General features: G+C 39.8%; 14 protein-coding genes and 1 other annotated feature. Of the genes, 4 read left to right on the top strand and 10 right to left on the bottom strand.

The annotated features are described in order from the left end of the window. Window positions 1–14: 14 nt before the first annotated feature. The 9 genes from rlmB to IGL42_RS00180 form a co-directional block, all read right to left on the bottom strand. On the bottom strand, window positions 15–872 hold the full coding sequence (rlmB, locus tag IGL42_RS00220) for a 23S rRNA (guanosine(2251)-2'-O)-methyltransferase RlmB (RefSeq protein WP_002378685.1): 858 nt from the start codon (window positions 870–872) through the stop codon (window positions 15–17). Continuing rightward, the gene (locus IGL42_RS00215; protein WP_002356056.1) at window positions 862–1,260 is read right to left on the bottom strand and encodes a Mini-ribonuclease 3; all 399 of its coding nucleotides are present in this window, start codon (window positions 1,258–1,260) and stop codon (window positions 862–864) included. The genes rlmB and IGL42_RS00215 overlap by 11 nt, the downstream gene beginning before the upstream one ends. Then, window positions 1,257–2,669: a cysteine--tRNA ligase gene (gene cysS / locus IGL42_RS00210; RefSeq protein WP_010710958.1), complete on the bottom strand. Its 1,413-nt coding sequence runs from the start codon at window positions 2,667–2,669 to the stop codon at window positions 1,257–1,259. The genes IGL42_RS00215 and cysS overlap by 4 nt, the downstream gene beginning before the upstream one ends. Then, on the bottom strand, window positions 2,662–3,201 hold the full coding sequence (gene epsC, locus IGL42_RS00205) for a serine O-acetyltransferase EpsC (protein ID WP_002356054.1): 540 nt from the start codon (window positions 3,199–3,201) through the stop codon (window positions 2,662–2,664). The genes cysS and epsC overlap by 8 nt, the downstream gene beginning before the upstream one ends. Before the next feature lie 64 nt (window positions 3,202–3,265). Beyond that, window positions 3,266–3,472: a binding site (T-box leader), on the bottom strand. Next, the gene (gltX, locus tag IGL42_RS00200; protein ID WP_010710957.1) at window positions 3,471–4,928 is read right to left on the bottom strand and encodes a glutamate--tRNA ligase; all 1,458 of its coding nucleotides are present in this window, start codon (window positions 4,926–4,928) and stop codon (window positions 3,471–3,473) included. It overlaps the preceding feature by 2 nt. 52 nt (window positions 4,929–4,980) lie before the next feature. Then, window positions 4,981–5,454, bottom strand: a complete 474-nt coding sequence (ispF, locus tag IGL42_RS00195) for a 2-C-methyl-D-erythritol 2,4-cyclodiphosphate synthase (protein ID WP_002359233.1) — start codon at window positions 5,452–5,454, stop codon at window positions 4,981–4,983. An 18-nt stretch (window positions 5,455–5,472) separates the two neighbouring features. Continuing rightward, complete coding sequence (locus IGL42_RS00190) at window positions 5,473–6,618, bottom strand: PIN/TRAM domain-containing protein (RefSeq protein ID WP_002368622.1); 1,146 nt, start codon at window positions 6,616–6,618, stop codon at window positions 5,473–5,475. 100 nt (window positions 6,619–6,718) lie between these two features. Next, complete coding sequence (radA, locus tag IGL42_RS00185; protein WP_002356050.1) at window positions 6,719–8,089, bottom strand: DNA repair protein RadA; 1,371 nt, start codon at window positions 8,087–8,089, stop codon at window positions 6,719–6,721. Between the two features lie 78 nt (window positions 8,090–8,167). Then, complete coding sequence (locus IGL42_RS00180) at window positions 8,168–8,653, bottom strand: dUTP diphosphatase (protein WP_002356049.1); 486 nt, start codon at window positions 8,651–8,653, stop codon at window positions 8,168–8,170. Between the two features lie 319 nt (window positions 8,654–8,972). Here IGL42_RS00180 and proB point away from each other — a divergent pair, with 319 nt between their 5' ends. Both proB and IGL42_RS00170 read left to right on the top strand, forming a co-directional pair. Further along, window positions 8,973–9,788: a glutamate 5-kinase gene (proB, locus tag IGL42_RS00175; RefSeq protein WP_002389550.1), complete on the top strand. Its 816-nt coding sequence runs from the start codon at window positions 8,973–8,975 to the stop codon at window positions 9,786–9,788. Continuing rightward, complete coding sequence (locus IGL42_RS00170; protein WP_002385467.1) at window positions 9,775–11,028, top strand: glutamate-5-semialdehyde dehydrogenase; 1,254 nt, start codon at window positions 9,775–9,777, stop codon at window positions 11,026–11,028. Before proB ends, IGL42_RS00170 begins: the two co-directional genes overlap by 14 nt. A gap of 91 nt (window positions 11,029–11,119) precedes the next feature. Here IGL42_RS00170 and IGL42_RS00165 read toward each other — a convergent pair whose 3' ends face one another. After that, the gene (locus tag IGL42_RS00165; protein WP_002385468.1) at window positions 11,120–12,067 is read right to left on the bottom strand and encodes a helix-turn-helix transcriptional regulator; all 948 of its coding nucleotides are present in this window, start codon (window positions 12,065–12,067) and stop codon (window positions 11,120–11,122) included. A 64-nt stretch (window positions 12,068–12,131) separates the two neighbouring features. On the opposite strand from IGL42_RS00165, the gene IGL42_RS00160 reads away from it, so the two are divergent. Together IGL42_RS00160 and IGL42_RS00155 are read left to right on the top strand one after the other, a co-directional pair. Then, the gene (locus IGL42_RS00160; RefSeq protein ID WP_010710956.1) at window positions 12,132–12,599 is read left to right on the top strand and encodes a VOC family protein; all 468 of its coding nucleotides are present in this window, start codon (window positions 12,132–12,134) and stop codon (window positions 12,597–12,599) included. 7 nt (window positions 12,600–12,606) lie between these two features. Then, window positions 12,607–13,116: a ClbS/DfsB family four-helix bundle protein gene (locus IGL42_RS00155; RefSeq protein ID WP_002356044.1), complete on the top strand. Its 510-nt coding sequence runs from the start codon at window positions 12,607–12,609 to the stop codon at window positions 13,114–13,116. Window positions 13,117–13,222: the final 106 nt, after the last annotated feature.

The following is a 13,222-nucleotide window of genomic DNA, read 5'->3' as shown; positions in this document are numbered from 1 at the left end:
ACAATCGCCTTCTTCTATAATGGGTTGCGGCCACGATAGACTTCATACATTAGCAAGCCTGCAGCCACACCAGCGTTTAAGCTTTGAACGTGTCCAGTCATTGGAATCGTTAATAATTCATCCACTTCTTTATGAAGACCTTGACTCATGCCACGACCTTCATTTCCGATGATTAAGGCAATTGCGCCTTGTGTATTCCAGCGACGATAATCCGTCCCAGACATATCTGTACCAAAAATCCAAAATTGATTCTCTTTTAGCGTTGCAATACTTTGCGCTAGATTCGTTACACGAGCCACTGGAATATGTTCCACGGCCCCTGTTGACGCTTTGGTTACGGTTGGTGTAATTCCCACTGCACGATGTTTCGGAATGATAATACCGTCCACGCCTGTCGCATCAGCTGTTCGCAAAATTGAGCCAAAGTTATGTGGGTCCTCTAGACTATCTAAAATTAGGAAAAATGGTGTTGCTGTCTTTTCTTTTGTTTGTTCCAATAATTCTTCTAAAGTTAAATATTGATACGCCGTGATTGCTAAAACCATGCCTTGATGCACGCCGTGATCACTCATCGTATCTAATTTTGCTTTAGGCACCCATTTGACTGGAACAGCCTGTTCTTTCGCTGCTTGTTTTAATTGCTCAATTTTCTCGCCACGAGCATCTTCTTGTAAAAACAATTTATTCCCGCGTCCTTGCTGCAACGCCTCAACAGTGGCATGGAAACCAAAGACAAAGTTATCTGCTAGCTCTTCTGAGGTTCCATCAGCACCTGCTGTCGCTGGTCGTGGGTTCCGTTCTTTTGAACGCTTATCTGAACGTTCTGGACGTTTCTTACCTTTTTTAAAAGGACGAGATTTTTCATTTTTCATTGGTTTCACCTACTTTCTTGATACACCAGTTAATTAATTCTTCTAAACGTTCTTTTTGTTGTGTTAAATGTAAATAACCCATCAAGGATTCGAAACCGGTCGCTACCCGATAGGTCGTCACATCAGCATTTTTGGCAAAGGTGTGACTTTTCGCATTCCGACCGCGTTTGTACATCACTTCTTCTTCCTCCGTTAGCATTTCTCCCGCTAACATCGCTTGCATTAAGCTTGCTTGGGCTTTTGCTGACACGTAATGTGTCGCCATGCGATGCAAAACATTCGGTTTCGTTTGTCCCAAGGAAACTAAATAATCACGAATGTAAATTTCATAAATCGCATCGCCAACATAGGCCAAAGCTAAACCGTTTAATTGTTTGTAATCTCTCATTCACTTCTTCTCCATCTCGTTCCTTGCGGAGTATCTTCTAAAACAATGCCTTGTTCTTTTAATAAATCGCGGATTTCATCACTTCGGGCAAAATCACGGTCTTTCCGTGCTTGGTTCCGTTCTTCAATTAACGCATCGACTTGTGCGTCCACTAATTCTTCGTTTTTAAAGAATAAACCAAAAATAGCTAACCAGCCACTGAAAAGCTTATCCATCGCCACTAGAATTGGTTCCGAAACTGTTGCTTGTTCACTGTACTGATTCATCATCTTCGCTAATTCATAAACGACCGTAATCCCGTTAGCTGCATTGAAATCATCGTCCATTTCCGTAATAAAACGTTGTTCTAATTCGTTTAATTGAGCCAAATAGTGTTCATCCTCTGGCAAACTTGCGACCGCATCTGCTTGTCTAAAACGTAAATTTTCAAACGCATTTTTCAATTTTTGATAATTGGCTGCTGCCTCTTTTAGAGTGCTTTCGCTATAACGAATCGGGCGACGGTACTGGGTGGTGGACATAAAGAAACGTAAAATTTGCGGATCCACTTTTTGAATCATTTCATGAACAGTAATGAAGTTACCTAGGGATTTACTCATTTTTTCATCGTCTTCACCAATTGTGACATAGCCGTTATGCATCCAGTAATTGGCAAAGGTATGGCCTGTTTTGGCTTCGCTCTGTGCAATTTCATTCTCATGATGTGGAAATTCTAAATCTTGTCCACCACCGTGAATATCAATCGTCTCTCCCAAGTGTTTTGTCGCCATGACAGAGCATTCAATATGCCAGCCGGGACGTCCTTTCCCCCAAGGAGAATCCCAAGAAATTTCATCTTCTTTGGCACTTTTCCAAAGAGCAAAATCCAATGGGTCTTCTTTTAATTGTTGTTCAACGCCAGTTCGTTGACTTGCCCCCACTTCTAGTTCATCAATCGATTGATGGCTTAATTTACCATAATTAGGGAATTTACGGGTGCGATAATACACATCACCTGCGACCTCATAAGCAAAACCTTTTTCAATTAAAACTTCGATGAAAGCTAAGATATCAGGCATGTGGTCCATCACCCGAGGATGTAACGTTGCTGGTTGGACATTCAATGCTTGCGTGTCTTCTTCAAAGGCTTTGATAAAATGCTCCGCCACTTCCGGCGCAGTAATTTTCAATTCTTTAGCTGCCTTGATAATTTTATCATCGACATCTGTAAAGTTCGAGACATAATTCACTTCATACCCACGATATTCAAAATAACGACGAATCGTATCAAAGGCGATCGCACTGCGCGCATTACCGATATGGATATAGTTATACACGGTTGGTCCGCAGACATACATCCGAACTTTACGCGCCTCAATTGGCGTAAATACTTCTTTTTCTCTGGTCAATGTATTATAAATTTTAATCATGCCCTTTTTCCACCTTTCTTCCATTTAGACGAACGACTTTCGCAGGAACACCCACAGCTGTGGCATCTGCTGGGATGTCTGAAATAACAACAGCACCCGCACCAATTTTTGAACGTTCACCAATCACAACTGGCCCTAAAATTTGAGCTCGTGCCGAAATCATCGCTCCTTTTTTCACTGTTGGATGGCGTTTACCCGTATCACGACCGGTCCCACCTAACGTCACTCCGTGAAACAAAACAACATCTTCTTCTATTTCCGCGGTTTCCCCAATCACAATGCCCATGCCGTGATCGATAAAAACTCCCGCTCCAATTGTGGCTCCGGGATGAATTTCTACGCCCGTTATGAAACGCCAAAATTGTGCATGAATCTTCGCCAACAAAAACAACTGATGCCTATATAAGAAATGAGACAAGCGATGCCAAAACAGGGCGTGCAAGCCAGGATACGTTAAAAGAACTTCTAGTGTGGTCCGCGCTGCAGGATCGTTTCTTTTAACAGCTGCGACGCTACGTTTCAACCAACTCATAGGGTGAACTCCTTTCTATTATACAAAAATAAAAAACGTCTTTTAAGCAACAAAAAAACGTTGCTTAAAAGACGCCCATGCGTGGTTCCACTTTTCTTCACAAGAACTAGCTCTTGCCTCGATACAGTTAACGCCTGCCGACGTCTTCGGTTACTTTTTTCACCAAAGCCACTCATAGATGCATTTCGACAAAAGATGCTCGCTGTTCTCACCACCCACAGCGTCTCTGAAATCCATCTGATTGTCTACTTCTTCTATTCTTTGTGTTTTTATAACACTTTATTTAAATGATCTAATGCTTTTTCTTTGCCTAATAATTCGATGGTTTCGCCTAATTCAGGGCCATGCATTTGTCCAGAAACAGCAATTCGAATTGGCATAAACAAGTTTTTGCCTTTAACGCCGGTTTCTTTTTGGACGGCTTTAATCGCTGCTTTAATACTTGGGACATCGAAAACGTCCAAGGCTTCTAATTGTTCTTTAAACGCATGTAACACAGTTGGCACTGTTTCTCCTTGCAAGAATTCTTTCGCAGCATCATCTAAAACTGGATGTTCATTAAAGAACAAGTTTGATAGTTCCATAATTTCAGCTGCATAACTCATTTGTGGTTGATACAAGCTAACTAATTGTTTTAACCATTCGATTTTTTCAGGAGATGGATTTTCTTCAACACGACCGTCAGCGACTAAATAAGGAATACACATATCTGTTAGTTCACCTAAGTCCATTTGTTTCATGTATTGATTGTTAATCCATTCTAATTTTTTCGCATCAAAGGCCGCTGGTGACTTGCTTAAGCGTTGTTCATCAAACAATTTAATCAAGTCTTCTTGTGAGAAGATTTCTTCTTCGCCAACAGGAGACCATCCTAGTAAAGCAATAAAGTTGAACATGGCTTCTGGTAAGTAACCTAATTCACGGTATTGTTCAATAAATTGTAAAATTGTTTCATCACGTTTGCTCAATTTTTTGCCAGTTTCTGAATTAATGATTAAGGTCATATGGCCAAAGACAGGTGGTGTCCATTCAAACGCTTCGTAAATCATTAATTGTTTTGGTGTGTTCGCAATGTGATCATCGCCACGTAAAACGTGAGAAATTTTCATTAAGTGATCATCTACTGCAACGGCAAAGTTATACGTTGGCATCCCATCGCGTTTTTGGATGACAAAATCGCCACCAATGTTATCTGACTCAAAAGTAATTTCACCTTTCACGATGTCATCAAATTTGTATTCTGTGTTACGTGGCACACGGAAACGAATCACTGGTTCTAGACCAGCCGCTTCTTTGGCTGCTTGTTCAGAAGGTGTTAAATTCGCACAAGTGCCTGCGTAGTGAGGCATTTCCCCACGAGCTTGTTGTGCTTCACGTTCTGCTTCTAATTCTTCTGGCGTACAATAACACTTATACGCACGATTGCTACTTAATAATTGATCAATCAATGGTTGGTAAATTTCTTTACGTTCTGATTGACGATATGGACCATATTCTCCCGGATGAGCAGGTGATTCATCCCATTCCATCCCTAACCATGCTAAGTTTTCCAACTGACTTTTCTCGCCGTCTTCGATGTTCCGTTTTTGGTCGGTATCCTCGATACGAATGATAAATTCTCCGTCATTGTGGCGGGCAAATAAGTAGTTAAATAATGCTGTTCTTGCATTCCCAATGTGCAAGTGTCCAGTTGGACTTGGTGCGTAACGCACACGAACTTTCGTCATGTTCATTCCTCTTTCCATTTTTTAAAAACAGACGGTTTAACGTCGTTTTCAGTTATTTTTCCAATAAAGCAACGGCAATTGCGCCGATTCCTTCTTTTTTACCAACAAAGCCCATCGTTTCCATGGTCGTTGCCTTAATGTTCACTTGTGTGACCGCTAAGTGGCAACTCGCGGCTAGATTCTTTTTCATCTCTGCCAAGTATGGGCTCATCTTTGGCTCTTCCGCTAAAATTGTACAATCAATATTGCCAATAGTAAAGCCCGACCGCCCAACTTTTTCATTTACTTTTGTTAATAAGTTTACAGAATTCGCATTTTTGAACTGCGGATCGGTTTCGGGAAACAGTTGCCCAATATCACCCAGACCAGCGGCACCAAGGATTGCATCAATAATTGCATGTGTTAAAACATCGGCATCTGAGTGACCTAACAGACCTTTTTCATAAGGAAGAGTAACCCCACCAATAATTAAAGGTCGTTGCGGAACTAATTGATGAACATCAAAACCTTGACCGATTCGAATCATACTAAGTCCTCACTTTGCTTAATTTTTATCGTTTTTAGGATGGTTATCCTTGCGATCATTAATCCCGCGACCCGCGTGTGCCGGTTTGGCAAAAATCATACGCCCAGCTGCGGTTTGTAAAGCACTTGTGACGACCACTTCGATTTGCTCATTCATGTAATGCTGGCCATCTTCTACCACAACCATTGTGCCATCATCTAAGTAAGCGACCCCTTGTTGACGCTCTGTTCCGGCTTTTACAACCATCACATTCATCGTTTCACCTGGAATCACCACTGGTTTCACAGCATTAGCTAAAGCATTAATGTTTAAAACAGGCACATTTTGAAATTCAGAGACTTTATTTAAGTTGTAGTCATTGGTCACAACCACGCCATCTAATAATTTTGCTAATTTGATTAATTTACTGTCTACTTCAGAGATATCCTCGAAATCTCCGTCATACATCTCAACGGAGATACCTTCTTCTTTTTGTAAAGCATTTAAAATATCTAAGCCACGACGACCTCTCACCCGTTTTAAACTGTCTCCAGAATCAGCAATGTATTGTAATTCATATAAAACAAAGTTAGGGATGAGCAAAACACCTTCTAAAAAGCCTGTTTTAGCGATATCGTAGATTCTGCCATCAATGATGACACTGGTGTCTAAAATTTTGTATTTATGGAAGTTGTCTTCCACTTTACGTTCCAACATTTGTCCTTCGGTGTCTTCCGTATTTGCTTTCTTTTGGCGAGGTGTGAAAACTTTTTTCCACTCCTCAATCCGTGTTGTTCCCATTCGGAAACCTAAGTAACCCAGAATAATCATAACTAGAATTGGTAGTAAACTATTCACGACAGGAATTTGTAAGTTGTACATTGGAATGGAGATAATGACGCCAATTGTTAAACCAATGATGGCACCAATACTTCCAAATAATAAATAGGTTAAACTCATTTCATTTAAAGCTGCTTCGATTTTTTTGACAGCGGAAACAATATACTTTGCTAACCCTAAAGATAAAATAAAGAAAATAATTGCACCGATTAATCCGTTCGTAAAGTTATTGTTTAACCAACTGTTATTGCCTTGCTTAGCCATTTCCCAAGCCATTGGGAAAAGAGAAATTCCTAAACTTGCACCAGCAATGATCATCAGCAACGTGATGATTCGTTTTTGCATATAGCCATCCTCCTCGTTTATTTAATAAAGACGTCTAGTGTTGTGGGGCGTACAAAAATCATACGCCACCAACAACCTAAACGGATTATTTCTACTTTCATTATTTAAAAACTTTTCTTAACGTTTCACCAATTGTTGAAACGCCAATAATTTCAATCCCTTCAGGCGCTTCCCAGCCACCAAGGTTATTTTTAGGAACATAGACTTTTGTAAAGCCTAGTTTTTGCGCTTCACGCACTCGTTGTTCAATACTATTCACGCGGCGAATTTCACCAGTTAAACCAATCTCACCAATGAAACATTCCGAAGATGAGGTTCCTTTTTCTTTATAGCTAGAAGCAATACTGATTGCTAACGCTAAATCAATAGCTGGTTCATTAATTTTGACTCCACCAGCCGCTTTTAGATACGCATCCTGGTTTTGTAATAAAAGGCCTGCCCGTTTTTCTAAAACCGCCATGATTAAAGAAACGCGATTAAAGTCCAACCCGGTGGTCGTTCGCTTGGCATTGCCAAACATCGTTGGGGTAACTAACGCTTGGATTTCCACCAAAATAGGGCGTGAACCTTCCATTGCTACCACAATTGAAGATCCGGTGGCTCCTTCTAAACGTTCTTCTAAAAAGACCTGAGAAGGATTCATAACTTCAACCAATCCATGTGTCTGCATTTCAAAAATACCAATCTCATTCGTTGAGCCAAACCGATTTTTGACAGCCCGTAAAATTCTAAAGGTGTGATGCTTATCTCCTTCAAAATAAAGAACCGTATCTACCATATGTTCCAACATCCGTGGCCCTGCGATAGACCCTTCCTTCGTTACGTGTCCGACAATAAAAATGGCAATCCCATTCGTTTTTGCCAGTTTCAATAATTCGGCAGTTGTTTCTCGGACTTGACTGACACTACCAGCAACGCTGGTAACATCTGGCTGCGTCATTGTTTGAATCGAGTCAATAATGACATAGTCTGGTTCTAATTTTTCAATGGCTCGTGATATTTCGTGCATATCTGTTTCTGCGTATAAGTAAAATGTCTCGTTGACGGTGCCTAGACGCTCCGCTCGTAATTTAATTTGCTCAGCACTTTCTTCACCAGAAACATATAAAACCGTACCACCTGTGGCTGCTAATTGTTGCGATACTTGTAAGAGCAATGTTGACTTACCTATTCCGGGATCGCCACCGATTAAAACTAACGAACCTGGAACAACGCCACCACCTAAAACCCGATTCAGCTCCACTAATTCAGTTTTTACACGCGGCTCTTTTTTAGGTACGACTTCAGATAGCCGTTGTGGTTGTGTCTTTTTACCAGTCAAACTTACTCTAGCACGACGATCAGAAGTATCTTGAATAACCTCTTCCACCATCGAATTCCATTGTCCGCAATTAGGACAGCGGCCGAGATATTTTGGAGACACATACCCACAGCTTTGACATTCAAATTGAACTTTTGCTTTTTTTGCCATGTAGAATCTCCTTATCTGTTGTTTATTTTAACATTTATTAAATGGTTTGAATAACGTTGCCTACTGAAAAAATGGGCTTTATTTTTGTCCAGACGAACCAAAACCGCCCGTTCTTTCTGCCTCGACTTGGTCATCATCCGCTAATAAAAACGGCTTAAAAATCCCTTGGCCAATTCGTTCACCTTTTTCAATGACAACATCTTCATATCCAAAGTTTAAAAATTGGAACATGATATGTCCTTCGTTATTCTCGTTATTATAATAATCTCTGTCAATGACTCCGACACCATTCGCTAAAAGTAGGAACCGTTTTAGCGGGTTCGAAGAACGACTCACCAATTCTAAATATTCAGAATCAGGCATATACGCCTTAATTCCTGTTTTAACTAAAATTGGTTTGGGATTTTCTCCAGCTTGTTGTAACTTCCAAAGACTTGGTACAACGACCGTTTCGGCTGCTTGAAAATCATACCCCGCGGCACCTTTTGTTGCTCGTTGTGGGACACTCAAGCCCTCTTCTTGATACTTAGAAATAATCTCAAAACCACGTTGTTTCATATTCATTCTCCCCTACTGTCTAAACTACTCCTATTTTACCATAATCTCTGATACTCTGGTTGTTTTTAGTAAGTTTCTCATTTCTAAAAGCCCAGTTAATCTAGACTACGCAAAAAAGAGGAGAATTTTTGTTTATTTTCCTTCTTTTAGTCTATCATCTTCTCTTAAAATAAACAGACCAAATCCCAAAAAGTCCCAAGATTCCCTCAAAAAGTTCACACTTTCATTAAACTTTCTTTACTATTCATTATTTAGCACTTTCTAGTAGCCGCTGATTTTGTTATAATGAGTGTCAAATTTTACTGTAAAAAGAAACGAGGCACTTATGAGAAACAAACTCCAACAGGCCAAACGAATTGTGATCAAAGTCGGAACCAGTTCTCTGATTTATCCCAATGGCAATATTAACTTAAAAGCAATTGATCAATTAGCCTTTACTTTGAGTGATTTAAGCAACCAAGGCAAAGAAATTATTTTAGTTTCTTCTGGCGCAATTGGTGTCGGACTGAATAAATTAAATCTATCTGTGCGCCCAACGACAATTCCCGAACAACAGGCAGTCGCTGCAGTCGGCCAAGCAGAATTAATGAACATTTATAATCAGCGGTTTTCAACCTATAGCCAACAAATGGCACAAGTTTTATTAACTCGTGATGTTATTGAATATCCTGAAAGTCGCAATAATGTTACCAATACTTTTGAACAACTGTTAAAAATGAATATTATTCCTATCGTCAATGAAAATGATACTGTCGCAATTGAAGAATTGGATCACTTAACCAAGTTCGGGGATAACGATCAATTGTCTGCCATTGTCTGCCAAATTGTTCAAGCTGACTTGTTAGTTATGTTATCAGATATTGATGGTTTCTTTTCAGACAACCCTACTGTCAACAAAGAAGCCACGTTATTTTCTGAAATCAATGAAATTAATGAAGACTTGTTCCAATTAGCCGGTGGTAAGGGGAGCCGCTTTGGCACTGGTGGGATGTCTAGTAAATTAAAAGCTGCTGAACGTGTGTTAGCTAATCAACAGGCGATGATTTTAGCAAACGGAAAGCAGCCAAAAATCATTTTTGAAATTTTAGAAGGAAAAGATATCGGTACGTTATTTATTAAAGGAGGGCATGAAAGTGACTGATTTAAAGCAACTAGGGCAACAAGCTAAAGAAGCCTCTTATACGCTAGGCTTGATGGATACTCGTCAAAAAAATACTTTGTTAAACAAAATGGCCGCAGCCATTGAAGCCAATGCGCCCCGCATTTTACAAGCAAACGCATTAGATTTAGAGCAAGCCGCTACCCACGGAATTTCTGAAACAATGCAAGACCGCTTACGTTTAACAGAAGAACGGATCACAGCGATGGCCGAGGGCATACGCCAAGTCGCTACTTTACCCGATCCAATTGGGGAAGTAGATAAAATGTGGCGCAATGAAGCGGGGCTGTTAATTGGGCAACAACGCGTGCCTTTAGGTGTTATTGGAATCATTTATGAATCGCGGCCAAACGTGACAACAGATGCCGCTAGCCTTTGTTTCAAATCAGGAAATGCTGTTATTCTTCGAGGCGGAAAAGAAGCGTTTCACTCCAATCAGATATTGGTGACAATTTTACAAGAAGCGCTAATCCAAGAAGCCGTTTCTCCCCATCTCATTCAATTTGTTGATGATACTTCTAGAGAAACAGCTCAACAACTTATGCGCTTAAATGACTATTTGGATGTCCTCATTCCACGTGGCGGCGCCAACTTAATCAAAACTGTTTTGACAACAGCCACTGTTCCTGTTATTGAAACGGGCACGGGCAATTGTCATATTTACGTGGACAAAGACGCCCAGTTAACAATGGCAACTGAAATTATTGTCAATGCTAAATGTCAACGTCCTTCTGTCTGTAACGCCGCCGAAACGTTATTAATTCATCAAGAGGTGGCTGAAGCCTTTTTACCAACAATTGAAAAAGCCTTGAAGGAGTTTCACGTGGAACTTCGAGCAGATGAACGTGCGTTAGCGATTTTTGAAGAAGCCATTCCAGCGACTGAACAAGATTGGGAAACGGAATTTCTCGACTTTATCTTAGCAGTGAAAGTCGTTGATTCTTTGGACGAAGCCATCCAGCATATTAATCGCTACAATACAAAACATTCTGAAAGTATTATTAGTGATAATTACTTTGCCACACAACAATTTTTACAACAAGTGGATGCAGCCGCTGTTTATGCGAATGCTTCAACTCGTTTCACGGACGGTTTTGAATTTGGATTTGGCGCCGAAATCGGCATTAGTACGCAAAAATTACATGCCCGTGGACCTATGGGCTTAGCAGAGCTTACTTCGACAAAATATGTTATTTATGGAAATGGGCAAGCACGTTCTTAGAAAGAAAAACCCTTGATTTAAAAATCAAGGGTTTTTCTTTCTCCTCTCCAATGTGCATTTTTACACATGAGATTGTTCACAGTTCCACAATCTATTCTTGATATTTTTTTTGAATCCTCATTATACTTTCTACATATGCTTGTTTCACTTGGACTGGCTCTAAAATTGTCACTTCTTCACCAAAGCCCATAAAATAGTTGGCTAAAAATTGTGTTTCTGTTGGATGAATCTGTCCAACTAAAAAACACTGCGTGGGCGTTTCTTCCAACTGAATATTGTCAAAGCGATGTTTATAAAAAAATTCTTTGCCTTTTTCTGTAATGATTGCTTTAAATGGAATCGTACGTGCTGTCGTTTGTTGATGGCGATACGATTCTTTCAGTTCTTCAGTCGTAAAATCCAGTGTTTGGTTTAACTGCTGAATAGCCTCCATAAAATCACAGCGGTAAGTACGCCAAGCCTTTTTAGTCACATCATAGCCTGAACAATACCAATACCCTTCTAAAATAGTTAACCGGGTTGGTAAGATTTTTTTCGTTGTTGCTTCATATCTGGTATAGTTAAACTGAATTACTTGTTGCGCCAAAATACAATGAAACAGCTGCTCTAAATTGCCTGGTGCTTCTACTTGTTCAATTCCTTCGTAATAGACGACCTTACTCATTTGACTGATTTTAAATTGGGTTGGTTCATCTAAAGAATGCAATAATTTTTGCTGAATTTGCTGATAGGAATGACCAAACGGTGACTCTGCGACTAATTTCAGTAATTGTAACGAAAAAAAGATCGCTAACACTTCGTTTTCATTAAAATAAATCGGCGGCAACAACGGTTTGTTTAAAACTCGATAGCCACCATAACGACCATTCTCCACATATAGCGGCACGCCTAAATTTTCCAAAGCTTCAATATCCCGCAAAGCTGTGCTTTTAGAAATCCCAAAAGTTTTCATTAACTGATTTAAATTAAACTGAGGATGGGTTCTCAAGAAAAAAAGTTCCTGATTTAAACGTTCTGATTTTTTCATTTTTCCCTCCATCGGTGTCACTTTTTGACACCTTTTATTGTTATGCTTATCTTATCAATCTTAGGAGGTTCAAACAATGAAAAACACACAATTTGCCCTTTTTATGGTCTTAAACGGACGAGCAACGGAAGCCTTGACGTTTTACCAAGAAGCCTTTGCTGGTGATATTCTTTTTAAAATTACTAATCAAGAATTTAAAGAGCGTTTAAATCCTTCTTTGACCATTCCCGCTGGCGAAGAACACTGGCTTTCTCACTCGATTTTACAAATGGACACTTTTCAATTACAACTAGCTGATAATCCTTTGTTTGCAGGAATGAATACCACGCCCACAGAACAATTGACCCTCAGCTTAACCGTCGAGAGCCGTCACTCTGCCAAAACAATTTTTGAAAAACTCACGTGCCATCCCGAATCCTGTATTATCCAAGAACCAATTGAAAATGAATTTGCAACATTTTATGCGATTGTGAAAGATCCTTTTGGTTTAGTCACTCAAATTACTCAAGAAAAACAAGCAGATCCTACCAAGAAAGGACGTTAGCCGAAGAATGCGAACCTATGAATCAAAAGAAGCCTTGATTGAGGCCATTCAAATAGCTTCACAAAAATATTTAGCTGAATTTGCAGAAATTCCTGAAACACTTAAAGATCACCGAATTGAAACAGTAGCTAAAACACCTTCAGAGAACTTAGCCTATCAATTAGGTTGGCTCAACTTGCTGCTTTCTTGGGAAGAACAAGAACAACGTGGTCTGACCGTTCAAACGCCAGCTGAAGGTTATAAATGGAATCAACTGGGTGCTCTCTATCAATCATTTTATCAAACCTATGGACAAATGAGTTTAGAAAGTCAGCTGATTGCGTTGCAAGACACCTTAGAAAAATTACTTCATTGGATTGACTCGCTTTCCGAAGACGAATTATTTTTACCTCAACAACGGGCTTGGGCGACTACCAAAGCACAATGGCCTCTTTGGAAATGGATTCACATTAATAGCGTTGCCCCTTTTACTAGTTTCCGAACGCAAATTCGCAAATGGAAAAAAGCGTGTCTTTAAAAAGTTATCCACATTTTTTCAAAAAAAGCTTGACAAGCATTTTTAAATTCTCTACAGAAAACTTTGTGGATGAAATTTCTTATTTTTTCCAAAAAACTTTTCCACA

The organism is Enterococcus sp. DIV0712 (genome assembly GCF_050554855.1).
In the GTDB taxonomy this organism is placed as follows: domain Bacteria; phylum Bacillota; class Bacilli; order Lactobacillales; family Enterococcaceae; genus Enterococcus; species Enterococcus faecalis.
This window is presented reverse-complemented; position numbering and strand designations above follow the sequence as displayed.